Below are 22,535 nucleotides of genomic sequence, written 5' to 3'. Positions count from 1 at the left end.
AATTTGTAAATCACTACAAATTCTCTTTTTTATTTAATACTTTCTTTTATGGTCAATAAGTATTTAAGATGTGTCAACCAGAGATGACATTACTGGTTAAATAATGGATCCTCCTTTCAACTGAAAGTCTGCCTTTACGCTTTCATATCTTTTTACATCTATTGGCTTGGAAGCGCGCTCGATAATACTTGATTTAAATCCTAAGTCCAAGGCATCATTAGCGGTATAATAAACGCAAAAATCAGCAGCTACCCCACATACGGCAACCTCTGTAACTCCTCTTCCTTTAAGATAGTCTCCCATCCCTGTAGATTTTTTACGGCCATTATCAAAAAAGCCACTGTAGCTGTCATTTTGTTTTAAATGTTCTATGAACCCTCTATTAGGTAATCTACTGACCAACAAGTAGATTTCGTTTTCTTCCTTAATTCATGAACATTTTACTCAAACGATCTATACGCAAAGCCCCATTAACACAAGCATTTTAGACGAAAAAAAATATGTTTTTTATCACAAAAATCAAACTACCGTTTAGTTTGTTATTAAAGGTTATTCATTTAATTTTGCACGAAAATAATTCAATTTAAATTTTCATTTATGACCAAACATTTATTATCTGCCATTTTACTGTGCTATTCTGCTTTTGCTTTTTCGCAGAATTCGATAACATCAACTTCTACTGCAGCGGGTGCCACAACGACCTACACGTTTAATCTGGTTGCGGGTTCCGGTGGTCAGACCTGGAATGCTATTTCCGCAGTGGTTGTACCAGGTTCTACCCTTCCAGCTTTCGCTGGGAATGCTTCGCCTTCCAGTGTTTCCAATATTGATGTTTTCCTTAACGGATCTACTACTGAAGCCAACGGCTATTTAAGAAATTTTGGAAATGGTGAGCTGAAAATTGATATCAATCAAGCAATTCCTCAAGGTACAACGATTAAAGTGGTGATTAAAAATGTTACCAATCCTTCTGCTCCTGCCACTAATTTAACGTCAAAAATAGCCTTTCAAAACAGCAGCTATGCAAATCTGAACAGCTACTCTGCTCCATTTAATATTACATCTGGAACGTTATCTACCGTTGAACATACATCTTCAGACCATAAAATTGTATTATACCCGAATCCAGCAACAGATTATATTAAAATAACCTCTGTTAATTCTAAAGAAAAATATGCGATCTACAGTTTTAGTGGACAGTTGGTTTTATCAGGGGAGTATACTGCTGATAAAAACATTGATGTACGTTCACTTCTACAAGGGAGCTATATTCTTACCATCAGGAATCAGTCAATTCAATTCATTAAAGACTAATCGTTGATTTATCAATTAAAAATGCAGTTAGTTTTAACTGCTTTTATCATCTCCAAGGTCTCTGATTTTGGAGATTTTATTTGCTTAATATCCTTTAAATTCTCAAAGTTTTACCTATTGGCATAATCAATTTCCAAAGTTTACAAAATGAGGAATGTCTGTCGCAAAACTATTCATTGGTAAAATATTATTCCGGTTGCTGTTAAAATCAAAAACCGAATTATTATCGAAAGGAACACGGGGATAATAAGTAAACGAAATTTGAATCCTGTTGAAAACCAAAAACGGATTATTAATTAAAACACCAACGCCTATTTTTGTATTTGCTGTGGTTTTAAGCAGTTTATCATCAGGCATCCCTAACCAGCCGACTGCTGCTGTTAGGTAGGGACTAAAATGGAAATTTTTCCAGGTTTTATTAACAAAAAGCTGAAGCTGATACCTTAAAACCAATTTTTTAGTCCCGATATAATCTGAATCGAAAACAGGAAATTCGTCTGTAGCGGAAAGATTAATTCTGTCTTTATAGGAATAATTATGCTGTGGATTTCCCAATGCCAAAGTGGGAGAAAAGAAGTGTCTAGCTTTGGCAAATTTCCAATCCATAAGATTCGTAAAATAAGTTCCTTCAAGGCGAAAAGACTCACGATTCGGGCTATCTTCATTAAAGAATCTTCCAAACTGAGCCTTCACATTGAAATAGCCCAGCTTTATAAAATCACCGTAAGACGCTGAAACTCCTAAATAAGGTTTCACGCTGTTACTTCTCGATAAAGCTCCGGCAGTTAGGTTAACCGAACTACCGTAAGCAATATCCTCCGGTAAATCATACTGGAAAATATTTTTCTGAACCGAAAAATTTCTGTGGATGTATCCTACCGACATCAGAAAACTGCTGTAAGAGCTAAAATAGTTATACTGGTCTATTCCGGGACTGTCTTTGTACTGATAATTCTGAATTCTTCCGATCAGGGCAATATTACTGGAAACCTTGTCTTCTTGATCGGATGATACGGGAATTTGATAACCACCCCACAAATCCTGGCTGTATACCTTGATCTGAACTTCCGGAAATTTGGTATCGGTCTCTATCGGCAGTAAAACATTTCGCATAAAATATTCAAAGGTAAGTCCACCGGCCCATTTTGTCAGCGGTGAGAAGAAATCTCTTCTGACATTGAAATTGATTCTTTCATTTTTCAAAAAATCTCTTTCTCCCAAAACCTGGGCATTGATATAAGAACCAAAAAGGTTATAGGCAGTGTAGCTTCCCAAAAGATAATCCTGCTTTTCTTTGGAATCGTTTCTGTAAAGCAAATTCAGTTCGTGTCCCAATCCCAATACATTTTCTTCGGTAACTCCCAGACCAATCTTGCTCCCTGAATAACTGACTCTCGGCTTTAAGCTCCAGGAATCAAGGACTTTCACCACGACATCAATAGAATCTTTGCCGGAAGTACTGTCTGAGACGCTGATATTAACCCTGTTGATAAAAGGCATGGCTCTGAGCAAACGTTCGGATTCGTAGAGTTTCTGAGCATTGTACTCCTCCCCTTTTTTGAAGAGCAAATAGTTATTGACGGTCTTATCTCTCGTATTGGCATGAAGATGATTGGTGAACCAATCGTACCATTTGGTTTTCTCTTTTTTATCTTGCGAACCATATCCAAACGGGTCAATGGTTTCGATCCGGACATTTCTGATGTGCTTTCCATTATACGTCTCCTGCGACAGCTTCTCCGTTGTTGTTCTCACGGAAGCAGAGTCCGCTTCCCTACGAAATATGAAACGGTGAATGAACTTGGTCACCTTTGTCTTATCTGAGAAATTTTCTATTTTATAATAGAGTGAATCTTTTTTTTCCTGTGCATTGAGAAGGATAAAGCCTCCTAAAAAGAAAATTAAAACTGCAAAAAGCTTGTTCATCATAACCAAAGAATTCGATAAAGCTTTTCATATCAATTTATACGCCAAGAGAAGTAAAAAACGAGGTTTTAACGGAAAAAATAAACCAGATCCAAGAAGGGAATTCCTATTTTTTATATCAGCCTTTTGATTAAGCTGCTGAATATGAAATTATTTTATATTGAAAACTCAATATTTTTGATATATAAACTGTTATGGCTTATTTAAAATATGATTAATGAAATCATTCTTGTACAGGATTCATTTTTTTGGTCTTATTATTGAATAAGTTTTACTACCCCTTCAGTTAGTTAGGTTTAGATCAGTTCAGAAGATTCTAGGAATTCTTCATCAGACTTATCCTCTATCTCAATAGAATGCCCATCAACTGAAATAAAGCTTAATCACTAAATAATACGATTATGGAAACTAAAGAAATTTCAAGGATCGCTCTTGGCACATTTTTGATCACGGCAGGCGTTGGCCATCTTACCTTTGCAAGAAAAGAATTTCAGGCTCAGGTACCGGATTGGGTTCCTTTAAAGAAAGATGACGCCGTTATTTATTCAGGGATAGCTGAAATACTTCTCGGGACAACCATTATTGCCACTCCAAAAAAACACCGGAAAACTGTAGGTAAAGTGGTCGCCACATTTTTTGCCGCGGTTCTACCCGGAAATATTGCTCAGTATAAGAACAGGAGAGATTCTTTTGGCCTTAATACCGACAACCAAAGAATTGCGAGACTCTTCATGCAGGCTCCCCTGATTGCATGGGCGTTGAAATCTACGGATGAGTAAAAGCCAATACAAAGGTGACCCGAAGATCGCAACTTATTTCACACAGCTGAAATCATAGTACAAAAAAAACGGACAAGGCAGTACAAAATGCCTTGTCCGTATCATTATATGCATACTTATGACATCATCAATCAAGAGGTTTCCGGCAAGTAATGATCATTAAAAGTAACTACTCCCGCTACTGAATCCTTTCGTGTAGTTTACTACTACAAATCAAACAATCTACAAACAGCCATATGATCTAAAGTAATTTTCATCAGAATAATCTATTACCCTGCTACATCTATAATCTTCCGCAAAAAAATTACGACTCATGAATTATGTTTTTATAAAAACAAAAACTTCCTGATGAAGTCTTGGGAAATAAAATCACACGATTGAATCGTTCGGTAGCGAGAGTAGTAAAACTAAGAGATTACGACAATGAAGTAGAAGTAGAGGTCAAATATATCAACCAATTACCATAGTCAAATAATTTTTAAGAAAACAACTTCCATATGAGGTTATTTTTATAAAATATTAAAAATAAAGTTAATAAACAATGTTTATATTTATATTATATGCATTATCTTCACGCTATCAACATCAAATTATATATTTTTATGAAAAAATCACTTTTTACATTAATTTGTGCATCTACACTGGTTTTTACTAGTTGCTCAAACGACCCTCATCAAGAAAAGGAAGTTCAAGACCAGAATCAAATGGTAACAGCGAAGAAGTCTGTAGGCAAAACTCAGCAAGAAATCGAAAATCTTCTCAAACATTTTACAACAAAGGATTATCATGCTTCTGTTTCCGGCTTAAGTAAGGAGGAAGTGCAAAAAGATATGGCAATGAAATTACTGCCAAAATGCAAACAACTTCTTATGGAAAACGGATATACGGAAGATGATATTAATAAATTTGACGACGATTACAAAACTATTATACTTACAGCATTTAACTTAAAAAAATAATTATGAAAAAGATCTTTTTATCACTTGCACTTGTATTTGGCGCAGCTAATTGTGCCATGGCAGTCCCAACCTTTTATTATAATTTTGGAAGTTATGACGTAGAAGGTTTATTTGTCTATTATTCAAGTCCAACTAATGGAATGGGTTGCTATGATGGAAACATCCTTCCGTTGAAACTGACAAGTTCAAATGTTCTTACAAATATGTATACCGGGGTTGTAGTTCCGGCTAACCAACTTACACATGCCTATGTATGTGGTGCATCTCCCACGCCGGTATGCAGTACCACAACGGATGTAATATTTAGAGGGATGAGATTTTATACAACAGTAAGCAATTTTGCCGGAATGGCAGGAACAAGTTGTACAAATTTCACTCAGGTTCCAACACCTAACGGATGGAAAATAACAATGCCAGGATTGCAAAGTCTAACATTTATAGATATGGGGTTCATGACCCAATATATTTACCAATAAAATAACTCAAATTTTTAATAAATAAGCATCCATATTCCCCAAATTGGAATAAAAATTTGTGATTATAAAACAAATCCTCGAATAATATCGGGGATTTTTACTGTACATAGCACGAATCCTTACGTGTTATTAAGTATTATCTATCCAATATTCTAAAAACAATGGCTAAAAGTTCTTTAAAATACCATGCGATTAACGAATGTAAAACTTAGATCTACATTATTTAGCTTTTCTCTATTTTGTTCTTTAGAAAAATAAAAGTTTAAAAAGCTTTGCTAAATACAAAAAACGGATCACCTTATTAATCGTCCATTTTTATATTTTAATCTATTTTAGCCAAAAGACCAAATCACATTTTTTTCAATATTATCACTGATTACTGAAAAAGATTTTTCCGTGATTTCAAATTGAGTATCGTTAATTATATTATCACTAAAAATAATATTAGTAAAATTACATTTCTTAAAATTACATGTTCTGATTTCTGCATCCATTATTTCCGCACCTGCAAAAGAACAAGCTATAAAGGAACACAATGTAAATGATGTACTATTTAAATTAGATTTTTAAAATCAACATTTTTGAAGGTACATTCATGAAATGAAGTTTGAACAAAATATGTTGAATAAAATGATATTTTATTAAATTCAATGCGACTATACATAGAATTTACAGATATCAGGTCATCCAGATTAATATCGCAAACAATCAAATCTCTAATTTCTATTTCATTAAAACCAGGCAGATCATCGGTCTTGTAATCATTTTGCTCTTTTATAGCACTGTATAAATTAAATACACTTTCCATTTTTATTAAAATTTCACATTTATTTCTAATATTATTGACAATTCTTCTTAATTTAAATTCAAATTAAACCATTTTCATAATATCATCAACTTCATTCATAGCTACTGAATGATTCATACCTGCACTAGCGCCGTTACCGCACGAATCCTTTTGTGATATTTAATATAATACATTAAACTTTCTGAAAGAATGTCTTTGCATTCATTCCCAATAAAAGTATCCGGTCAATCTACAACAGCAAAACTTATGAAATACAATCCTTCAAGATTATTTAATTTCTAAGTGAGTTATCAACTATGTTTTGAGAAAGATAAAGATTTATTGAGAAAATCTTTAAAAATAAAGCCACATAATACAATTGTGCGGCGACGAGAACCCAAATATAAAAACATTTTTAAACAAAATAACCCGCTGTAAAACAGCAGGTTATCTATTTAAAAAGTGACCGCGAAGGGATTCGAACCCCCAACCCTCAGAGCCGAAATCTGTAAAGACTACAATTAATGCGTATTAAATGCGGTTAAACCGTGTTTGTAAATGTAATTATTGAAGCAAAGATATCGGATTGTTACCGATTTTGTTACTTTTTTGTTACTGCATTTTTCCTTATGCAACATGAAAAAAGCATCATATTAATATGATGCTTTTCTGTTCTACCAATCTAAAATTACTTCTTAGACTAATACTTTATTTAAATATTGTATATATTTGCATCATAAACATATACAGTTATGAACGATAAAGAGATATCAATTGAATTACTTAAACTCTACCCTCAATATGAAGGCGAATATACTTTTTTGCAGTTTATTAATCTATTTCAACAATTACGTCAATTCATCCCAAATAAAAAGCGAATGGCTACCAAAATAACCAAACTGAGGTTGAAAGATTTTGATTCAGTGAAAGATGATTCATCGGGTGAATTTGTATTTCTTGAATTTAATACTATTAAGATGCATTAATTTTTCTTCAGGTAGTCATTTCCTTTTGGCGATATTCTAACTATAACATTATGGTTTTCTTCATTACCGCCAAACTTAAGCAAATAACCCTGGTTTATCAACTTTATAACATCGTGATAATTTGTGTGGCTTTCTTCATACTCTTTCGCAGGCACAATTTTTACTTCTTGTAAAATTTCTTTAATGTTCATAATTTATTTTTGTTAGGGTTGTTTTACCAGTCTTTAGAGGCTTCGTATTCTTTATTCATTGGTGTAATTTACAGCGACATATTGTGAACTTGGCACTCCCATAACCATAAAGATATTACTGTCTAAATTTTTAAGAGTAATGTAATTTCCCTGACCACTCACGACTAAATATCTTTCCTTGTAGAATGTACTTACTCTATCAATCGATGCGCTTGTTGATGGAAATGTTACGATAACAGACTTCATTTTTCCAGCCGTATCAAATGAATATGCCAGATTTGTGATATTTGCATTTTCGCCTTTATAACCTATTGCTGTTGCCGTTTCGTTAACTAATACTCTGGTTTCAGAAGCTTTAATTTCTGCCTTTGTTTTTCCAAATAGCAAAGATGGTTCTTTGAAAAATGTTTGGTAAGGACTAATAGTCACTTTTGATGTTACAGATTTTCCATTCTTTGTTGCTGTTACTTGAATCTCTCCAACTTTTTTTGCTGCTACCATTCCACTCGGAGTCACTAATGCTCTTTTTTCATCTGATACAGACCATGTAAATTCAGATGCTGAAATTGTAGATCCATTGTTTTTGATTTCAAATTGTTGAGACTTGTCATAATTTAAGGTAGCAGATCCCGGCGAAATAGTGTAATTTTCATTATTTTCATCATCACTTCCAGAACATGATGTAAAACTGAATACTGAGATAGCTAATACTGAATAAATAAATGCTTTTTTCATTTTGAATAATTATAATTTGTTGTTAAAATTGTTTTTTTTATTATTTCATTTTACGGCTTAATAATTCTTGAATTGATGCTATAATATAGCAGTGATTTGTATGTATTTCAAAATCTGGATACAGTTTCTTGTCTTTATTCCACGAATGTAAAGTAAGTTTTTTATCTGCAATATCATGAGCGATTATTTCCTTAATCATATGACCTCTTTCGCTGTGCAGAATATAGAAAAGGTTTTTGCCTCCATTTATTAACTTGTCACCCCACTTTGCCCGGGGAATATCTTTTGCTAAAAACTTGTCACCATCTAAAAGAGATCTTGCGGTTCCATCATTCATACTCTCTCCTACTGAATCCACTTTATATGCATCCTCTGTAAAATATTCATCCACTTCTATCAGTTCAGTTTCCAACTGCTCAACATATTCGCTATCGAAGAAATTTGATATAAGACCCATTGCAACTTTCTCTGGAATTAACTTAACTACCTTGAATTTTTCTGTCTCAATATTTGGTTGTGCATTTGGCAGGATAGATTTTTGTTTATTTTCCTTGACCTTTTTCAGTTTTAATTGAACTTCTTTTAAGGTTGGGTTTATTTTAGGTTCTGGATCTTGTAAATGTGATAAAAACTTTTTGTTTGAGATATCTTTTGAAGTGACAATATTTTCATCATCAAACAGTAGAAAATTTTCATTTAATTCTGGATAGACTTTTTTTAATTCCATTACTAAATCAATAGAAAACGACTTAATTTTTCCTTTATCAATATCATAGAGGGATTGTCTTTTATTTATGAGCGTACCTAGTCTATTATTATTGGTGTTAAAATAAGAGAGCAAATATTTAAGTTTTTCGGATGCTGTCATTGTTAATAATTAATCAAATATTTAATTTGCTTATATGTAATTAATTACTTATATTTGCTATATGTAAGTAAACATTTACATTCGTAACTTTATTCTGCAAATATATTATAATTTATCTAATTAATTAGAAAATGAGAAAGAAATACAACAAATTAACTCAGACTGAGAGTGTAAAAAGAAATTCACTGATGTTTAAAAAGTTTAAAAAGCTACTAGCAACAGGGAAATACGGAAGAATGAAGCTTTATGAAATGTTAGGGGATGAATTCGATATTTCCGAGAGAAATTCCGTTGGCGGAATCATTAGATCGATGGAAAACAAAGAAAAATCACAAACAGTAAAATCTTAGTTATGGAACTACAATTATTTAACTCCGGGAAAGGAGATCAATTAATGAGCAGTAGAGAAATTGCTCAAATGACGGGAAAAGATCACAGACACGTTCTACGTGATTGTGACAAATTGAATGAAAGTTATGAAGAAATGGGGTTGCCCAAAATTGGGCAGGGGTCTTATACTCTATCAGCCACAGGAAATCAGCAGCATCGTGAAATGCTACTAACAAAAATGCAAACGATGGATCTTATGACGGGTTATAAAATCGAACTAAGGATTAAGGTAAATCGCAGATGGGAGCAATTAGAAAACAGTAAAGTACAAAGTGTTTCCAGAATCGATCTTGCCCGGATGGTAATCGAAGTTGAGGAAGAAAACCAAAGGCTACAGATTGAAGCAAAACAGAATGAACACAAAGTTTTAGTTACTGATGCTGTGATTGGATCTACTTCATCATGTCTTATCGGAGAGCTTGCGAAAGTGCTTTCTCAAAATGGATATACTATCGGTCAGAACAGATTATTTGATTGGCTGCGTGATAATGGTTATTTAGGGAAAATTGGAGAAAGAAAAAATATTCCTAATCAGCAATACATTGAGCAAGGACTGTTTGAAATTAAAAAAGGTGTAAGAAGCGGAAAAGATGGAGTGTTGCACCAAACTACAACGCCAAAAGTAACAGGCAAAGGTCAAGTATATTTTGTAAACAAATTTTTAAATCAGTAAACAATGGAAGATCAAAATCTTTTTAGTGAAATGACAATTGAACAAATAGAACAATTTGAAAAAGACACCAATGGAATAGTTATTTTTAATTCGCTTGGAGAGAACGCTTTGAGTTTTCAGGTTACAGATCAGGCAGACATAATGCTGTTTATCGATAGGGTAGACAGTACAAATGGATCTTGTCCAAATGTTTTCTTACTCGAGCCTGCGCAAATAGCTTATTTACATAATCTTTTAGCGGACATTATTAATTCTAATCCTAAAACCTATAAGCAAATATCTAAATAATGGAAAAAACAATAATCAAAATCAAATTTATTACTATGAAAAAAATTATTATTTCTACCCTAACCCTTTTTTTTCTAAGCAGTTGTACAAAAAATTTTTCTAAGGAAAAAAAGGTTGAAAATAAAAAAAACGAGAAAATCGAGAATAAAACGCTTGTAATTCAACCAGAATTTCTATTTGAAAAGGACGGATGTAAAATGTATAAGTTCACTGATGAACATAGAAGAGTGTATTGGTCAAATTGTAGTGGGAGGACAGAATATAAATCCTCTTTTAAATCAGGTGCTGTAGTGCAGATCACAGATAAAAAATAAAAATATCTAAATAATGGAAAATATCTCACCTGAACTACGTGAAAAAATCGTAATGCAATTACTCGAAAACAAAAAATACATCTACAACCCGCCTTTTGAAATAATTTTAACTGCTGCTGTTATCTGTAATTATGTTCAGTATGGAAAGTTACCAGTTAGATCAGCTAATGGAAATGATTTAATATTAGAAGAAATTGTCCATGATATAGCGAAAAAAGTCTACACCGACCATATAAATACTGTACGAACCACCAATGAGCGCACCCCATCGGACGATGGTCTTGTCATAAAATTCTTCAGATTTCTCGGATTTTAATTCTGAACTAAAAACAGCCTTTTCACCCAACTTAGACGTTTGCAATATTTCAGGAATATTGCTAGGACGAGCCAACCAATGTCCGGTATCTGGATCTTGTTGGCTTTCGTATCCACTAAGGTCAACTAAATATCCTTTATTTAATAATATTACTTTCAGATCCTCATCTTCTTTGAAAGATGGATTACTTCTTAAAAGACACCACAGTTGAAATCGATTTTTTATGTTCTTGAATTTTTTATACTTCAACAAGAATATTATACACCAATCATTCTTGAATGTTTTCATATTTCTATTTTTCTCAAATCTACAAATTAAATAAATTCTTTAAAAATTTTTCAAATTGACTATCAGACTGTTATGTAATTACTTGCATCTTTGTAATTAATTACATTTATTTTTCTTGTTTTGTATGTAATTAATTACATACATTTGTAAGACAAACAGCAAGAAATCATGCAAACATTAACATCATTATCAAACATTCTTTCAGGTCATGTTTTCATTTCAGAAATCACACCCGACACAAATGAGATTGAAATTTCAATAGGTGATTTTATGATCGCTGGTGAAGTTGAATTTAACGGTTATGTAATACCGAAAGATTATGAGTGTAATGTACCTGCTGAATACGTGGTTTTGTCGCAAAAGATCTACCCTACTACTCTATTCGATGAAGAGGGTGACGAGATTGAGCTTTCTAAAAGTGATATCGATGTTATTAACGCTTGGTTTCAACAAATAAAATTAGATGTACAGATATGAAAAAAGAAACATTCATCGACTTAACGGCTCAGATAGAGCTGTTGAGTTCTCAGAAAATAATTCAAAACAACCCAAAACTGAATTAATATGAAAACAGCATTAAACATCATTATCGCTTTTCTGATTTTATTTATCTGGTCAGAATTTGAGAAAAACAGCATGATTGAAAAGTTTGATTACAGCAATTCAATTTTAGCGAGTATAGGTTTGATTTTCACAATCATTCTCAGAATTAATCACAAAAAGTTTGTTGAATTTTTAATTACTGCATCATGAGACTTCAAAACAGATTCAAGAACCGTTTTATCTCACATCAAAAATGGGTTGAATGGTTTACAGCAAAAGACTTTAGAGCATCAGTTGTATGCACACTTGCAAAGTTTGAAAGATTAAGATTAAAAAGAGCAGCATGAAAAGTTTAAGCACAAAAATATTAGATCAAATACCATTAGCACACATCTACAAGTATTTGAGTGACAAAGAAAACGCTTCCAAAAAGCAAAATGGCGGTGAACGAGTGGGATCGAACGCCGCCAGCCGAAAGGCTAAAACAGATGCGATTATCGCTATGACAAGAGAATTAGCAAAATAATAAATACACAATATATGTCAACATTAGAAATTACAACAGTAAATCCATCTGAGTATGGTATCGCAGAAAATCAAGCATCTGAATTAGTTGGTAATCTGCCACAAATTAAAGCAGAAAGAGCAATTCTTGAAGAGCAATATGCTGAGATTATTAAAATGGATATTGAAGATCCAGAGACAGCGAAAAAAGCTAAAAAATTAAGATTGCTTTTCAAAGATAATAGAACCAAAGGTATCAATGTTTGGCACTCTACTACCAAAGAATTTTTCTTAAAAGGCGGTCAATTCGTTGATGCTATTAAGAGAAAAGAGATTGCGGTAAATGAAAGAATCGAACTCAATCTCGAGAACATTGAGAAGCACTTTGAAAACCTTGAGAAAGAAAGAAAAGCACAACTGAATGCCGAGCGTATTTCTGAATTAGAGCCTTTCAATGCATTTGTACCAATGGGGTTGAATTTCGGTGATCTTTCAGACGATGAATACACAAAGGTCCTGAACGGTGCAAAACTTCAATTCGAGCAACAGCAAGCTGAAGAAAAAAAGGCAGAAGCCGAAAGACAGAGACTTGCAGAAATCCAGAATCTTCATAACAATAGAAAAGAATCTCTTTTACCAGTTTGGCAGTTTGTTGAAAACAAAGATGTGAATTTCGGTGAAATGACTGATGTTGAATTCTCTACAGTGAAAGAAAACGCTGATTCAAAAAAGATCCAATTTGATGCTGAGCAAGTGAAGATCAAAGCTGAAAACGAACGTCTTGCAGCAGAAAAAGCCAAAGCCGATGCAGATAAAAAAGCTTTAGAAGAAAAGGCAGCAAAAGAAAAGGCTGAATCTGAAAAGAAATTAGCGAAAGAACGTGCTGAACAAGCTGAAAAACTGAAAGCTGAACAAGATGCCAAAGCAAAACTTGAAGCTGAATTACAAGCCAAAAAAGATGCAGAAGTAAAAGCTGAGAAAGAAAGATTGGCAGAAGAAAAAAGACTAAAAGAAGAAGCTGAAGCATTAGCAAAAGCACCTATCAAAGATCAGTTAAATGTTTGGGTTGCTTCTTTTGAATTACCATCTGCAAACAACGAAAATGAAAAAGCTGATTTGATTAAAGCAAAGTTTGAAGCTTTCAAAAGATGGGCATTCGCTGAAATCGAATTAATGTAATTCTTACAAAATGACAATAGAAAATTATCTATCACAGCCAGAAAGCGAGCGAAAAGAAATCGTTCACAATGCAAGCCTTATAACTTCACCTTTCTGGCTTTGTCAATTGCAAACAGCAATTTTCAATCACTCACCTGCCGGTCTTAGTTTTTTAGATAAAAGATTAGGTTCTGAGTACTGGGTTTTAATCTCTCAAAATTAAAAGTATGTCAACAGATATTCAAAAATTACCAACAATAGCAGATTTAACCACTGATTTAGAAGTGGCTTGGAAAAATGACCAATTAAATTTTCTTCTTAGCAGAAATCCACCGAAAGACTGGATTGCTAAACACCCATTCATAAAAAAAGATATTCTGGTAAACGGTCAAAAGCAGAAAGCACCTTATGAGTATTTGCCTATCGATAAAGTTGAACATTTATTGAGAAAGATCTTCAAAGAATATAAAATTGAAATAACTAGTCAAGGTTCTTCATTCAATGGTGTTTGGGTAACAGTTAGAGTGCATTTTAAAAGTCCTATCAATGGTGAATGGTATTTTCATGATGGTATTGGTGCAAGTCAATTACAGACTAAATCCGGCACAAGTCCAGCCGATTTACAAAATATAAATAACGGTGCTATCTCAATGGCTTTTCCCTTGGCAAAAACACTGGCGATAAAAGATGCTTGTGATATGTTCGGCAACATCTTCGGGGCAAACTTAAATAGAGCCGATTTAGTTGCTTTCACGCTTGATTCAAATCTTGCTGATACTGTTAAATCTAACACTGAAAAAATGCAGGCTCATGGTCAATTATAAAGGTTTTAAAAATGATGAAGAATGGCTGAATTTCCGTGCAAGTTACTTTACAGCAAGTGAGATTTACAAAATTCTTTCAGAGCCTAAAAATAAAGCTGAAGTATTATCAGTGGGTGCAAAGACCTATGTTTCAGATTGTGTTGCAGAAATGCTTTCACCACCAGAACCACAGTTTTATAATGCAGCAATGGAAAGAGGTAATGAAGTTGAACCGAGAGTAGCCGAAAGGATAGCAACTGAGTTAGGTAAAACGGTTAATGATGATGATTTTATTTATACCTCAGTTGGTGAAAGAATTTTCTTCTATAATGATGAATACAATTTAGGCAGTACACCAGATGTGATTATTCTTAATAATATGATTTGCGAGGTGAAGTGCCCGAAGTCAAAAACGCACCTGAAATACTTAATGATTAAATCAGCAGAAGATTTTTTCAAAGTAAGTAAAGACGAAGCGCCATCATCAAAAGATTCTTTAAAAAAATATTACGGTCAGATGCAATTGAATATGTTTTTAACCAATACTGACAAATGTCTTTTTGTAAGCTTCGATGATCGTTTTTTCAATCCCCTACATCATTATCACTCTGTAATGATTCCACGTGATGAAGAGTACATAAAAAAACTCTTAAAAAAGGCAAAGCACGGCAAAGACTACAAAGAACAAATAATCTCAATAATCAATGCGAAATGTCAGTAATCCACCATCCAAACCAGAACGAACCGCCAAAGGTCTACGACAAAGAAGATCATCAACGCTTTTTCCTTTGGTATTTAGAAGCGACACACAGACAGCTCACGAAATCCGAAATGCTGCGCACACAAAAGAATTTTACATACGATTTGGATTATTACATCCAGTTACCGAACCCAAGTAAACACATAGAAATAATATAGATATGAAAAATGCAAATAAGCCAATCGCACCATTAAATGCACAATTTGGTGGCTTAGACAACGAATTAAAAACCGAATATCAGTCTGAGTATTCATTATATCAAATGTCTGGACTGAGTAAAAGAGAATATTTCGCAGGATTAGCAATGCAGGGATTATGTGCTAATTCTATTCCAGGATCTCATCATAACACTAAGAATTTAATTGAAGAAGCAGTTCAGTACGCTGATGAGCTTTTAAAACAACTTGATAATCATGGCTAAAAAAGACCTAACCATAACAAGCGATAACAACTCAGTTGGAAGTCGCTCAGCAAAGATAAAAGAGCATGAAAAGGCACTTGAAGTTTTAGATAAAGCGAAACGGATTCCCCGAAAGGTAGTGTTTCTAAAAAAGGGTGAAGGAGAATTTACGAGAAATAAAAAATCCGAAAATCAAGTCGAAAAAGAAGAAATGCTAAACAGTAATCAGGCTGCAGCATATTTAGGTGTTTCATATCACACTTTTGCGGTTCGTCAAACTAAAAAGCATTTACCATATGAAAAGCGATTCGGTAACCGGAAGTTTTTCAGGATTCCAGATCTAAATCGTTTTCAATCTCATTTTGACAAATAAAAATTTTAAAGCATGATTAATTTAAATGAAAAAGTACAAGAGATAGAATCCAATATTTCAAAGCTTAAAAAGACAGCCGAAAAGCATTTGAATAATAATGACTATCACAAATACAAAATCATCTGTGATACGATTTTACAAAACGAGAAAACACTTGCTCAATTCCGTAGAGAACTTCAAAACACCCGAAAACGATGTCTAACAGTACAATAAAACAGAAAGTAGGTATTTGTATTGACTGTCCTTCAAATTCAAAAGAGCAACCACTTACCGCTAAAAGATGTAGCACTCATTATTGGAATTACAGAGCGAGTTTGAAGCCAGTAAAGATTAAAGACATCGGAAAACCAATTTCAAAAGTTTCGAAGAAAAGAGCAGTTGAAAACGCAAAGTATACAGTTCAGAAAATTGTCTACATGGCAAAACCTGAAAATAAAACTTGCCCGGTAACACAGCAGCCTACTACGGATGTTCATCACGTAATGAAAAGAATCGGGTTCGCTGATGATTGGGCAAGAATTAACAATATCCCTCTTCTTTTAGATACAAGATATTGGTTGGCGGTAAGCCGTGAAGGTCACATTTGGATTCATGATAATCCCAGAGAAGCAAAAGAATTAGGCTACTTAAAATAAAAAGCAATGGAAGAAATTTGGAAAGACGTACAAGAGTTTGAAAATAATTATCAGATTTCAAACTTTGGAAGATTAAGAAGTATTGCTCGTAAAATTAACTCATCGATTCAGCCATGTGGATATAGAATAAACAAGCCTCGAATAATCCTTCCACAAGACAACGGTAAAGGTTATCAACAATATTATGTAAAGTTTAATAATGTTCGGGTTATGAAATATGCTCATAGGTTAGTAGCGAAATATTTTTTAGATAATCCATATGGTAAGTTAGAAGTAAATCACATTGATGGTAATAAAGCTAATAATCATGTTTCGAATTTAGAGTGGAACACACTACAAGAGAATAGAGATCATGCTGTAAATACTAATTTAATGCGCAAAGGCGAAAGATCATATCAGGCTAAATTATCCGAAAAAAATGTTTTAGCAATCAGAAGATTATTCCGAATTAATCCAAAATTCAATAAATGCCAGATTGCAAAAAAGCTGAATGTGCGTGATACTACTATCCATAAAATTATAAATAACCAAAGATGGAAGCATTTAAAAGAGAACGGTTACTCACTAAATAGACTTTAAAAAATAAAATATTATGGGATTAGATACTACACATAATTGCTGGCATGGTCCATATAGTTCCTTCAATAGATTTAGAAGATCATTAGGTAATCAAATAGGAATAAATATAGATGATTACGATGGATATGGCGGAACTCTTCACAAATTAGAAGAAATGAAACATGATTTGAAACCATTATTTAATCACTCCGATTGCGATGGTAGGCTTACTGTCAAAGAATGCAAATCAATTGTAAAAGGTCTTAATAATATTCTTGAGAATTTTAATTCTGAAATAGAAGCGGATTATAATTTTAAAGTTCAAATAATCCAATTTCGAGATGGGTGTTTTGATGCTGTCTCGAAAAAAGAAATGGTTAATTTTCACTAAATAGGCTGTAAGATGAAAAAATTCAAAAAGAGAATCAACATCAATAACGCCACTTCTTTCAAATTAGACTACAGAGATGGCAACGGAGAGATGAAAGAGAAAGAATTTACTTCTTATAAATCAATGGAGCAATTTCACGGCCGACAAGATGCTTTTCTCTACCTGGATTATCATCGATATGCTTTTGTAAATGAAAAATGGCACAGGTTCATGAAATTGAGATCTCCATTTGTCTTTCAGGAAGAGCTGGATTTCATTAACAAAACATTCAATGAAGATGTTGAAGATAAAATTCCTCAATTATCTGAATTTGAAGACAACAAACCTCAATAAGAAAATGAAAAAAGAAATAAACATATTAGAACTATTCTCTGGTATAGGAGGGTTCTCAAAAGGTTTTGAGGATGCAGGTTTTGAAATTAAAAATCATTATTTCTCAGAAATAGACAAACACGCTATCGCTAATTATAAACACAATTTTCCAAATGCAAAATTCATCGGTTCAGTTGTCGATATTTCCGGAAGAGACTTTACAGGAGTTGACATTATCACTTTCGGATCGCCTTGTCAAGATTTCAGCCTTGCTGGAAAAAGAGAAGGGATGGACGGTCAAAGAAGTGTTCTTATCCTCGAAGCAATTAGATTGGTTACTGAGCTCAGACCATCTGTGTTTATCTGGGAAAATGTTAAAGGAGCTTTCTCCTCAAACTCTGGCGCAGACTTTTGGGGCATTCTCCAAGCCTTTGCCAACATTGGGGGTTATAGACTTGAGTGGCAACTGCTTAATACAAAGTGGTTTTTGCCCCAAAATAGAGAGCGGATATACCTTGTTGGACATCTTACAGGAAGAAGTGTCTCAGGAGTATTTCCTATCGGAGAAGATGACATCATACCTTCATTCGAGAAAGAATCAGAAAAAGGACGGTCACAAACCAAATATAGTGCCACAACATTAAGGGCTGGAAATATGAAGGCTACAGATACATATATTTCTGTACCTATAATTGCAGGAACATTGACAGCAGGAGGCAATTCGGGAGGACTTCATTCTGATATGACAACAATCCAAATTAACCCATCAAAAGAATCTGGGGGTGTTCAGCCATATCAGCAAAATCGTGTGTATTCAGACAAAGGTTTAATGGTAACACTCGATTTAGATCATCGTAAAAATGTAGAAACTAAAGGTCAATATAGGCGTATGACGGAGATTGAGTGGGAGCGCCTTCAAGGCTTTCCGGATAACTGGACTGAATTAGGGAATTATGATGGAATTGAAAAAAAAATACCAAAAACACAACGATACAAGATGCTAGGTAATGCAGTTACTGTAAAAGTAGTTGAAGAAATTGCAAAAAGATTATAGAAACAAACCATACAATGGAGTGATGTCGAAGTATGGAATAGGTACAGGTGATTGAGGCCTGGTGAATTGCTTTTGAAAATTACTAAATACTGAAGAATGAATGAAAGATCCTGCATTCTTATTTTATAGCAAAGACTTTTACGAAGGAACAAGAATGATGCTTCCGAAAGAGAGAGCTTGTTACATGGACTTACTTGTTTATCAACATCAAAACGGTAAAATACCCGATGACAACATTATTCTATTGGATTTCTGTCATGGGGTTGATGAAGCAACCCTTAAAACGACCCTTAATTTAAAATTTTCTCCTTCGGATAATGGTTGGGTTTGTAGAGATAATTTCATTCGAGCATTTAATCATCTGGGAGGTGAAAATCATTGGAATTGGTTGGGAGGTGTTTCTGATGCTGAGACTAAATTTCGAACATCTGCACCTTACGTCAGGTGGAAAAAGAAGGTACTAAGACGAGATAAATACAAGTGTGCAAATTGTTTTTCAACTGAAAATTTACACGTCCATCATATTAAACCTTATGCATTATTCAAAGACTTACGAACCGTAATTAGCAACGGAGTAACACTTTGTCAACCGTGCCACGTAATCGCACATAAAAACTTAATTAAATGAAAGATCCGGCAGTATTACTTTATGTTAACGATTGGCTAAACAGTACAGCTTCTATGGATTCTGATTGTAGAGGATGGTACTTGAATCTTATTTTACATAATTACGATAAGGGAAGTTTGCCAAATGATATTGAGAAACTTGCAGTTTTATGCAATGTTAAATTTTCAGAATTCCAACGCTTTCAACAAGTGTTCGAACAAGTGTTGAAACAAAAATTTGACGAAAATGAAGATGGTACAATATCTAATCCCAGAACACAACAAATTTTGCGAGCAAGAGAGGTTTTTAAAGATAAAAGGTCTGATGCAGGTAAAAAGTCTTATTTGTCAAGGTATTTTCAAAAGAAATTCCCGCAACAATTTAAAAAGAAAGCAATTAAAGAGTTTGTAATGGATCATTTAGATACTTCCGTAGACTTGAAAAATGAACAAATACTTGAACAAATGTTTGAACATGTGTTTGAACTATATAGAAATGAAAATGAAAATGAAGATGTAAATAAAGATTTAAATAGTTTAAAAGTAATAATTCCTAGCGAAAATGAATTTTTGGAATTTGTTAAAAGTTGGATGACTCAAAACAACAAAGACTTTGAATCAAAAAAAACTCAGATTATCACCAAATATCAAACTTGGGTAGATGCAGGTTGGAAAGATGGATTTGGAAACGAAATAAAAAATTGGAAACTAAAATTTCAAAACGTAGAACCTCACTTAAGAAAAGATTTCAATAATGGACAATCAAACAGCTTTAAAACAAAATCAAACGGGACCGGACTTAGACAGTCAGTTGAGCGGTGACGCCCCTCCTATTCTGACAAGAGCCATAGAATATCTTCTGGTAAATAATCCAAAACACCCGGTTGCAGAAAAATACAAGGAATTATTGATCAGGTATGAAAATGATTTTGATAAAATGATCGATTCGATACCAAAGCAGAAAGAGGTCATTCTGCCGGAATTAAAGCCCATGAGAGCAGAAAGTCTCTATGAGGTATTTAAAGCGAATTTTCCGCTTGTAAACGGCAAAGAATTCGATGATACGGCTAATGATGGAGAAGCGAAAAAGCTAGCCTATACTCTGATCGCTTATTTCCTTCAAAGAAAATCATTTTTTAACAGCCCTCTTCTAAACGATCAAAGTGTTCCAAGCCTCAATAAGGGATGGGTGATAATTGGAGAACCTGGAATTGGTAAGACTGCAATTGTAAAGACATTCTATGAAGTTTTCAGATATGCATCAGTAAATCCCTTGATTGTAAAGGATATTGAAGGCACAGATCAGTTGTTAAGAAGATATAATCTGCAGTTCAAGTATAATTCAGTTGATGAAGTTGTGAAACAATATGAATCTGCTAACCGTCATGATAGAGAGGTTGATCGCGATTATCAATTGTCACTTTTCCAGAAGAGATATGAGCTTGGAACTAACGCATTTGATGATTTATTATCTGAGGATATGGCTAAAAACTACGGAAGTGTTGATTTGATGAAAAAGATACTTAGTGAGCGGTACGTAAATCACGCTAGAACATTTCTCACTCTGAATTATTATGGGGATAACGTCAGAGAAACCATTAAAGAAATAAAGATCAGATATGGAGAACGAATCTATGATAGGTTCTTTGAATGCTTTAACATCATAGAATTACAAGGAATGAGCTTAAGAAAATGAAAAAATCAAGACCATGAGCCCAGAAATGAAAAGCCTAACTGAAGTATACAGGCAGAACAGAATAGAAAAATCAGCATGTATTAAATATTTTAAAGTGCTTACTGTAGGTAATTATCCAAAGGAATTGCAAACAAAAAATACCAGACATAAATTGAAAGATAGATCGGCGCCTGAAAAAGATTACTTCTTTTCCTCAACCAAAAGATCGCAAACACTGACGTGTAAAAACTCAGCTATTTTAAAAAATACATCAATAGAGGGTTGAGCCTTGTTATTGCACCATCTAGAAACTGATGTTTCTCCAGTTCCTAAATAAGCAGATAACGCTTTTTGATCCACATCTTTGTCGGCTAAAACAGCTTTTATTCTATTGTATTTACGCTTTTCCATATTGCAAATATAATAATTTATACTATATGTGCGATTAGTTGTATTTCAAATATATATTTTAACATATATTTAACACATTTAATTATTGTATTACAAATACAACTATATATATTTGTACAGTAATTAATATCAATCCAAGTACAATTATGAAAACAGTTAAATACACATTAGAAACTGGTCAAGAAATCGAATTAACACCAGAAGATATAAAGGCGCTTAAGCTGATAGTAGATGCAGCGTTCGCTAATCTGGACGATACGGTTTATAAAAAACTGAAAGCCTCAACCCCGGTTGAAATCAAAGAAGCTTTAGCAGCAATGTCAGATGAAGATCTTCTGCAGTTCGCGAGAATGAATGAGCCCCACCGAAGAAATGGCTATAAACCGGACCCTTTCAGTCTCAAAATTTACCAAGAGTTATTCAAACGAAATGGCTACGGTTACAAGCAGGTTTCTCACTTGAGTTTCAAGCAAGAGAGATTCTTAAAAAGTTTAGGACTTAGAACAAAATAACGCCCCGGGGTCGGCTTAAAGACCCCATATAAAATAAAAGAAATCAAAAATTATGATAGTAACTGAAATTTTTTACGGTGTAAAATGTGACCGTTGTGGCGAAATGAACGATAATGGCGAATACGCTTTTTGGAATGATGAAAGTGGCGCGATAGAAAACGCTTATGATTCTGATTGGCGAGAGATAAAAGGAAAGCATTATTGTGAAAATTGCCATGAGGTAAACGAAGAAACAGATGAAATTATTGTTTATCAGGATTATTCAGATCAATTAAAATCCCTAATCAAGTTCATCGATAGCGTCGCTAAGGGTATTAATAGAAAAGTCCATGAATATAATGCAGAATTCGTAGTAAAATGTAGTTTCTATAAAAAGCCTAAGATGGAAGTATTTGAGGAAAATTTCATCCAAAGCCTTCTAGGCAAGTTGTTTATCTCTTTGGAATACGAGCAGGATAAATACAATCGTACTACATGTATTATTAAGCTAAAACACGGGTTAACCACCTAAACAATCATGGTTAATTAGTTTTCCGGGCAGAGGTACGCC

At 33.6% G+C, this 22,535-nt stretch carries 36 protein-coding genes; 28 read left to right on the top strand and 8 right to left on the bottom strand.

All coding sequences use genetic code 11. The features are described 5' to 3' along the window. Nucleotides 1–96: 96 nt before the first annotated feature. Nucleotides 97–402: an isochorismatase family protein gene (locus EG346_RS16975; RefSeq protein WP_228426028.1), complete on the bottom strand. Its 306-nt coding sequence runs from the start codon at nt 400–402 to the stop codon at nt 97–99. Nucleotides 403–597: 195 nt separating this feature from the next. Between EG346_RS16975 and EG346_RS16970 the strand changes: the two genes are divergently transcribed. After that, nucleotides 598–1,314 carry a T9SS type A sorting domain-containing protein gene (locus EG346_RS16970; RefSeq protein ID WP_123880300.1) on the top strand — a complete coding sequence of 239 codons (717 nt, stop codon included), beginning with the start codon at nt 598–600 and terminating at the stop codon, nt 1,312–1,314. A 126-nt stretch (nt 1,315–1,440) separates the two neighbouring features. Here the strand turns inward: EG346_RS16970 and EG346_RS16965 are convergent, their stop codons facing one another. Further along, nucleotides 1,441–3,243 (bottom strand): POTRA domain-containing protein, encoded by a 1,803-nt coding sequence (locus EG346_RS16965; RefSeq protein ID WP_228426026.1) that lies wholly within the window; start codon nt 3,241–3,243, stop codon nt 1,441–1,443. 398 nt (nt 3,244–3,641) lie between these two features. On the opposite strand from EG346_RS16965, the gene EG346_RS16960 reads away from it, so the two are divergent. The 3 genes from EG346_RS16960 (at nt 3,642) to EG346_RS16950 (ending at nt 5,454) form a co-directional block, all read left to right on the top strand. Further along, nucleotides 3,642–4,019 (top strand): DoxX family protein, encoded by a 378-nt coding sequence (locus tag EG346_RS16960; RefSeq protein WP_123880298.1) that lies wholly within the window; start codon nt 3,642–3,644, stop codon nt 4,017–4,019. 602 nt (nt 4,020–4,621) lie between these two features. Next, nucleotides 4,622–4,978, top strand: coding sequence for a hypothetical protein (locus EG346_RS16955; RefSeq protein WP_123880296.1), 357 nt, complete (start codon nt 4,622–4,624; stop codon nt 4,976–4,978). 56 nt (nt 4,979–5,034) lie between these two features. Further along, nucleotides 5,035–5,454: a hypothetical protein gene (locus EG346_RS16950; RefSeq protein WP_123880294.1), complete on the top strand. Its 420-nt coding sequence runs from the start codon at nt 5,035–5,037 to the stop codon at nt 5,452–5,454. A gap of 553 nt (nt 5,455–6,007) precedes the next feature. Here the strand turns inward: EG346_RS16950 and EG346_RS16940 are convergent. Next, nucleotides 6,008–6,262, bottom strand: a complete 255-nt coding sequence (locus tag EG346_RS16940; protein ID WP_123880289.1) for a hypothetical protein — start codon at nt 6,260–6,262, stop codon at nt 6,008–6,010. 731 nt (nt 6,263–6,993) lie between these two features. On the opposite strand from EG346_RS16940, the gene EG346_RS16935 reads away from it, so the two are divergent. Beyond that, nucleotides 6,994–7,227, top strand: coding sequence for a hypothetical protein (locus EG346_RS16935; protein WP_123880287.1), 234 nt, complete (start codon nt 6,994–6,996; stop codon nt 7,225–7,227). On the opposite strand, the gene EG346_RS16930 is transcribed toward EG346_RS16935, so the two are convergent. The 3 genes from EG346_RS16930 to EG346_RS16920 are packed head-to-tail and all read right to left on the bottom strand — an operon-like array spanning nt 7,224 to nt 9,021. Next, nucleotides 7,224–7,418, bottom strand: a complete 195-nt coding sequence (locus EG346_RS16930; RefSeq protein ID WP_123880285.1) for a hypothetical protein — start codon at nt 7,416–7,418, stop codon at nt 7,224–7,226. The genes EG346_RS16935 and EG346_RS16930 overlap by 4 nt on opposite strands. Before the next feature lie 51 nt (nt 7,419–7,469). Continuing rightward, on the bottom strand, nt 7,470–8,153 hold the full coding sequence (locus EG346_RS16925) for an Ig-like domain-containing protein (RefSeq protein WP_123880283.1): 684 nt from the start codon (nt 8,151–8,153) through the stop codon (nt 7,470–7,472). 40 nt (nt 8,154–8,193) lie between these two features. Continuing rightward, on the bottom strand, nt 8,194–9,021 hold the full coding sequence (locus EG346_RS16920) for a hypothetical protein (RefSeq protein ID WP_123880281.1): 828 nt from the start codon (nt 9,019–9,021) through the stop codon (nt 8,194–8,196). Between the two features lie 131 nt (nt 9,022–9,152). On the opposite strand from EG346_RS16920, the gene EG346_RS16915 reads away from it, so the two are divergent. From EG346_RS16915 to EG346_RS16900, 4 genes are read left to right on the top strand one after another with little or no spacing between them, the layout of a single operon-like run. Next, entirely contained in the window at nt 9,153–9,371 is a 219-nt protein-coding gene (locus tag EG346_RS16915; RefSeq protein WP_123880279.1) for a hypothetical protein, read from the top strand. A 2-nt stretch (nt 9,372–9,373) separates the two neighbouring features. Further along, nucleotides 9,374–10,084, top strand: a complete 711-nt coding sequence (locus EG346_RS16910; protein WP_228426024.1) for a phage antirepressor KilAC domain-containing protein — start codon at nt 9,374–9,376, stop codon at nt 10,082–10,084. A gap of 3 nt (nt 10,085–10,087) precedes the next feature. Further along, nucleotides 10,088–10,372 carry a hypothetical protein gene (locus tag EG346_RS16905; protein WP_123880277.1) on the top strand — a complete coding sequence of 95 codons (285 nt, stop codon included), beginning with the start codon at nt 10,088–10,090 and terminating at the stop codon, nt 10,370–10,372. Nucleotides 10,373–10,407: 35 nt separating this feature from the next. Next, complete coding sequence (locus EG346_RS16900) at nt 10,408–10,686, top strand: DUF4884 domain-containing protein (protein ID WP_164466381.1); 279 nt, start codon at nt 10,408–10,410, stop codon at nt 10,684–10,686. Between the two features lie 184 nt (nt 10,687–10,870). On the opposite strand, the gene EG346_RS16895 is transcribed toward EG346_RS16900, so the two are convergent. Continuing rightward, nucleotides 10,871–11,290: a hypothetical protein gene (locus tag EG346_RS16895; protein WP_123880273.1), complete on the bottom strand. Its 420-nt coding sequence runs from the start codon at nt 11,288–11,290 to the stop codon at nt 10,871–10,873. 168 nt (nt 11,291–11,458) lie between these two features. Here EG346_RS16895 and EG346_RS16890 point away from each other — a divergent pair, with 168 nt between their 5' ends. The 17 genes from EG346_RS16890 (at nt 11,459) to EG346_RS16810 (ending at nt 21,083) form a co-directional block, all read left to right on the top strand. Next, nucleotides 11,459–11,767 (top strand): hypothetical protein, encoded by a 309-nt coding sequence (locus EG346_RS16890; protein ID WP_123880271.1) that lies wholly within the window; start codon nt 11,459–11,461, stop codon nt 11,765–11,767. An 87-nt stretch (nt 11,768–11,854) separates the two neighbouring features. After that, a complete protein-coding gene (locus EG346_RS16885) occupies nt 11,855–12,043 on the top strand; it encodes a hypothetical protein (protein WP_123880269.1) in 189 nt (62 codons plus the stop codon). Between the two features lie 133 nt (nt 12,044–12,176). Next, nucleotides 12,177–12,359 carry a hypothetical protein gene (locus EG346_RS16880; protein WP_123880267.1) on the top strand — a complete coding sequence of 61 codons (183 nt, stop codon included), beginning with the start codon at nt 12,177–12,179 and terminating at the stop codon, nt 12,357–12,359. 14 nt (nt 12,360–12,373) lie between these two features. Beyond that, nucleotides 12,374–13,516: a cell envelope integrity TolA family protein gene (locus EG346_RS16875; RefSeq protein WP_123880265.1), complete on the top strand. Its 1,143-nt coding sequence runs from the start codon at nt 12,374–12,376 to the stop codon at nt 13,514–13,516. 10 nt (nt 13,517–13,526) lie between these two features. Further along, complete coding sequence (locus EG346_RS16870) at nt 13,527–13,718, top strand: hypothetical protein (RefSeq protein WP_123880263.1); 192 nt, start codon at nt 13,527–13,529, stop codon at nt 13,716–13,718. 4 nt (nt 13,719–13,722) lie between these two features. Beyond that, nucleotides 13,723–14,319, top strand: a complete 597-nt coding sequence (locus EG346_RS16865) for a hypothetical protein (RefSeq protein WP_123880261.1) — start codon at nt 13,723–13,725, stop codon at nt 14,317–14,319. Continuing rightward, nucleotides 14,306–15,019, top strand: a complete 714-nt coding sequence (locus EG346_RS16860; protein ID WP_123880259.1) for a YqaJ viral recombinase family protein — start codon at nt 14,306–14,308, stop codon at nt 15,017–15,019. Before EG346_RS16865 ends, EG346_RS16860 begins: the two co-directional genes overlap by 14 nt. A 199-nt stretch (nt 15,020–15,218) precedes the next feature. Next, nucleotides 15,219–15,479, top strand: a complete 261-nt coding sequence (locus tag EG346_RS16855; protein WP_123880257.1) for a hypothetical protein — start codon at nt 15,219–15,221, stop codon at nt 15,477–15,479. Beyond that, entirely contained in the window at nt 15,472–15,831 is a 360-nt protein-coding gene (locus tag EG346_RS16850) for a hypothetical protein (protein ID WP_123880255.1), read from the top strand. Before EG346_RS16855 ends, EG346_RS16850 begins: the two co-directional genes overlap by 8 nt. A 194-nt stretch (nt 15,832–16,025) precedes the next feature. Continuing rightward, on the top strand, nt 16,026–16,466 hold the full coding sequence (locus tag EG346_RS16845) for a hypothetical protein (RefSeq protein ID WP_123880253.1): 441 nt from the start codon (nt 16,026–16,028) through the stop codon (nt 16,464–16,466). 6 nt (nt 16,467–16,472) lie between these two features. After that, a complete protein-coding gene (locus EG346_RS16840; protein ID WP_123880251.1) occupies nt 16,473–17,045 on the top strand; it encodes an NUMOD4 domain-containing protein in 573 nt (190 codons plus the stop codon). A 13-nt stretch (nt 17,046–17,058) separates the two neighbouring features. After that, nucleotides 17,059–17,415, top strand: coding sequence for a hypothetical protein (locus EG346_RS16835; RefSeq protein WP_123880249.1), 357 nt, complete (start codon nt 17,059–17,061; stop codon nt 17,413–17,415). Nucleotides 17,416–17,427: 12 nt separating this feature from the next. Further along, nucleotides 17,428–17,748 (top strand): hypothetical protein, encoded by a 321-nt coding sequence (locus EG346_RS16830; protein WP_123880247.1) that lies wholly within the window; start codon nt 17,428–17,430, stop codon nt 17,746–17,748. Between the two features lie 4 nt (nt 17,749–17,752). After that, nucleotides 17,753–18,781, top strand: a complete 1,029-nt coding sequence (locus tag EG346_RS16825) for a DNA cytosine methyltransferase (protein ID WP_228426022.1) — start codon at nt 17,753–17,755, stop codon at nt 18,779–18,781. A gap of 100 nt (nt 18,782–18,881) precedes the next feature. After that, nucleotides 18,882–19,409 (top strand): HNH endonuclease, encoded by a 528-nt coding sequence (locus EG346_RS16820; protein WP_123880245.1) that lies wholly within the window; start codon nt 18,882–18,884, stop codon nt 19,407–19,409. Next, entirely contained in the window at nt 19,406–20,209 is an 804-nt protein-coding gene (locus EG346_RS16815; protein WP_123880243.1) for a DUF1376 domain-containing protein, read from the top strand. Before EG346_RS16820 ends, EG346_RS16815 begins: the two co-directional genes overlap by 4 nt. Continuing rightward, nucleotides 20,142–21,083: a hypothetical protein gene (locus EG346_RS16810; RefSeq protein WP_123880241.1), complete on the top strand. Its 942-nt coding sequence runs from the start codon at nt 20,142–20,144 to the stop codon at nt 21,081–21,083. The genes EG346_RS16815 and EG346_RS16810 overlap by 68 nt, the downstream gene beginning before the upstream one ends. Nucleotides 21,084–21,263: 180 nt before the next feature. Here the strand turns inward: EG346_RS16810 and EG346_RS16805 are convergent, their stop codons facing one another. Further along, nucleotides 21,264–21,473 (bottom strand): helix-turn-helix transcriptional regulator, encoded by a 210-nt coding sequence (locus tag EG346_RS16805; protein ID WP_123880239.1) that lies wholly within the window; start codon nt 21,471–21,473, stop codon nt 21,264–21,266. Nucleotides 21,474–21,619: 146 nt separating this feature from the next. Between EG346_RS16805 and EG346_RS16800 the strand changes: the two genes are divergently transcribed. Together EG346_RS16800 and EG346_RS16795 are read left to right on the top strand one after the other, a co-directional pair. Next, nucleotides 21,620–21,985: a hypothetical protein gene (locus EG346_RS16800; RefSeq protein ID WP_123880237.1), complete on the top strand. Its 366-nt coding sequence runs from the start codon at nt 21,620–21,622 to the stop codon at nt 21,983–21,985. A 52-nt stretch (nt 21,986–22,037) separates the two neighbouring features. Further along, nucleotides 22,038–22,496: a hypothetical protein gene (locus EG346_RS16795; protein ID WP_123880235.1), complete on the top strand. Its 459-nt coding sequence runs from the start codon at nt 22,038–22,040 to the stop codon at nt 22,494–22,496. Nucleotides 22,497–22,535 lie beyond the last annotated feature (39 nt).

Source organism: Chryseobacterium carnipullorum (assembly GCF_003815695.1).
Lineage (GTDB): Bacteria > Bacteroidota > Bacteroidia > Flavobacteriales > Weeksellaceae > Chryseobacterium > Chryseobacterium carnipullorum.
The sequence above is the reverse complement of the archived record's forward strand: the minus strand, read 5'-3'. Positions and strand labels throughout refer to the sequence as shown.

Excerpts from the sequence above, each read along its gene's own strand:
- EG346_RS16960 (WP_123880298.1), top strand. The coding sequence starts at position 3,642 with ATGGAAACTAAAGAAATTTCAAGGATCGCTCTTGGCACATTTTTGATC.
- EG346_RS16795 (WP_123880235.1), top strand. The coding sequence starts at position 22,038 with ATGATAGTAACTGAAATTTTTTACGGTGTAAAATGTGACCGTTGTGGC.
- EG346_RS16950 (WP_123880294.1), top strand. The coding sequence starts at position 5,035 with ATGGCAGTCCCAACCTTTTATTATAATTTTGGAAGTTATGACGTAGAA.
- EG346_RS16865 (WP_123880261.1), top strand. The coding sequence starts at position 13,723 with ATGTCAACAGATATTCAAAAATTACCAACAATAGCAGATTTAACCACT.
- EG346_RS16880 (WP_123880267.1), top strand. The coding sequence starts at position 12,177 with ATGAAAAGTTTAAGCACAAAAATATTAGATCAAATACCATTAGCACAC.
- EG346_RS16810 (WP_123880241.1), top strand. The coding sequence starts at position 20,142 with ATGGACAATCAAACAGCTTTAAAACAAAATCAAACGGGACCGGACTTA.
- EG346_RS16935 (WP_123880287.1), top strand. The coding sequence starts at position 6,994 with ATGAACGATAAAGAGATATCAATTGAATTACTTAAACTCTACCCTCAA.
- EG346_RS16920 (WP_123880281.1), bottom strand. The coding sequence starts at position 9,021 with ATGACAGCATCCGAAAAACTTAAATATTTGCTCTCTTATTTTAACACC.
- EG346_RS16900 (WP_164466381.1), top strand. The coding sequence starts at position 10,408 with ATGAAAAAAATTATTATTTCTACCCTAACCCTTTTTTTTCTAAGCAGT.
- EG346_RS16970 (WP_123880300.1), top strand. The coding sequence starts at position 598 with ATGACCAAACATTTATTATCTGCCATTTTACTGTGCTATTCTGCTTTT.
- EG346_RS16800 (WP_123880237.1), top strand. The coding sequence starts at position 21,620 with ATGAAAACAGTTAAATACACATTAGAAACTGGTCAAGAAATCGAATTA.
- EG346_RS16965 (WP_228426026.1), bottom strand. The coding sequence starts at position 3,243 with ATGATGAACAAGCTTTTTGCAGTTTTAATTTTCTTTTTAGGAGGCTTT.
- EG346_RS16825 (WP_228426022.1), top strand. The coding sequence starts at position 17,753 with ATGAAAAAAGAAATAAACATATTAGAACTATTCTCTGGTATAGGAGGG.
- EG346_RS16860 (WP_123880259.1), top strand. The coding sequence starts at position 14,306 with ATGGTCAATTATAAAGGTTTTAAAAATGATGAAGAATGGCTGAATTTC.
- EG346_RS16940 (WP_123880289.1), bottom strand. The coding sequence starts at position 6,262 with ATGGAAAGTGTATTTAATTTATACAGTGCTATAAAAGAGCAAAATGAT.
- EG346_RS16895 (WP_123880273.1), bottom strand. The coding sequence starts at position 11,290 with ATGAAAACATTCAAGAATGATTGGTGTATAATATTCTTGTTGAAGTAT.
- EG346_RS16805 (WP_123880239.1), bottom strand. The coding sequence starts at position 21,473 with ATGGAAAAGCGTAAATACAATAGAATAAAAGCTGTTTTAGCCGACAAA.
- EG346_RS16850 (WP_123880255.1), top strand. The coding sequence starts at position 15,472 with ATGGCTAAAAAAGACCTAACCATAACAAGCGATAACAACTCAGTTGGA.
- EG346_RS16930 (WP_123880285.1), bottom strand. The coding sequence starts at position 7,418 with ATGAACATTAAAGAAATTTTACAAGAAGTAAAAATTGTGCCTGCGAAA.
- EG346_RS16835 (WP_123880249.1), top strand. The coding sequence starts at position 17,059 with ATGGGATTAGATACTACACATAATTGCTGGCATGGTCCATATAGTTCC.
- EG346_RS16955 (WP_123880296.1), top strand. The coding sequence starts at position 4,622 with ATGAAAAAATCACTTTTTACATTAATTTGTGCATCTACACTGGTTTTT.
- EG346_RS16915 (WP_123880279.1), top strand. The coding sequence starts at position 9,153 with ATGAGAAAGAAATACAACAAATTAACTCAGACTGAGAGTGTAAAAAGA.
- EG346_RS16855 (WP_123880257.1), top strand. The coding sequence starts at position 15,219 with ATGAAAAATGCAAATAAGCCAATCGCACCATTAAATGCACAATTTGGT.
- EG346_RS16820 (WP_123880245.1), top strand. The coding sequence starts at position 18,882 with ATGAAAGATCCTGCATTCTTATTTTATAGCAAAGACTTTTACGAAGGA.
- EG346_RS16905 (WP_123880277.1), top strand. The coding sequence starts at position 10,088 with ATGGAAGATCAAAATCTTTTTAGTGAAATGACAATTGAACAAATAGAA.
- EG346_RS16840 (WP_123880251.1), top strand. The coding sequence starts at position 16,473 with ATGGAAGAAATTTGGAAAGACGTACAAGAGTTTGAAAATAATTATCAG.
- EG346_RS16910 (WP_228426024.1), top strand. The coding sequence starts at position 9,374 with ATGGAACTACAATTATTTAACTCCGGGAAAGGAGATCAATTAATGAGC.
- EG346_RS16925 (WP_123880283.1), bottom strand. The coding sequence starts at position 8,153 with ATGAAAAAAGCATTTATTTATTCAGTATTAGCTATCTCAGTATTCAGT.
- EG346_RS16885 (WP_123880269.1), top strand. The coding sequence starts at position 11,855 with ATGAAAACAGCATTAAACATCATTATCGCTTTTCTGATTTTATTTATC.
- EG346_RS16870 (WP_123880263.1), top strand. The coding sequence starts at position 13,527 with ATGACAATAGAAAATTATCTATCACAGCCAGAAAGCGAGCGAAAAGAA.
- EG346_RS16875 (WP_123880265.1), top strand. The coding sequence starts at position 12,374 with ATGTCAACATTAGAAATTACAACAGTAAATCCATCTGAGTATGGTATC.
- EG346_RS16830 (WP_123880247.1), top strand. The coding sequence starts at position 17,428 with ATGAAAAAATTCAAAAAGAGAATCAACATCAATAACGCCACTTCTTTC.
- EG346_RS16890 (WP_123880271.1), top strand. The coding sequence starts at position 11,459 with ATGCAAACATTAACATCATTATCAAACATTCTTTCAGGTCATGTTTTC.
- EG346_RS16815 (WP_123880243.1), top strand. The coding sequence starts at position 19,406 with ATGAAAGATCCGGCAGTATTACTTTATGTTAACGATTGGCTAAACAGT.
- EG346_RS16845 (WP_123880253.1), top strand. The coding sequence starts at position 16,026 with ATGTCTAACAGTACAATAAAACAGAAAGTAGGTATTTGTATTGACTGT.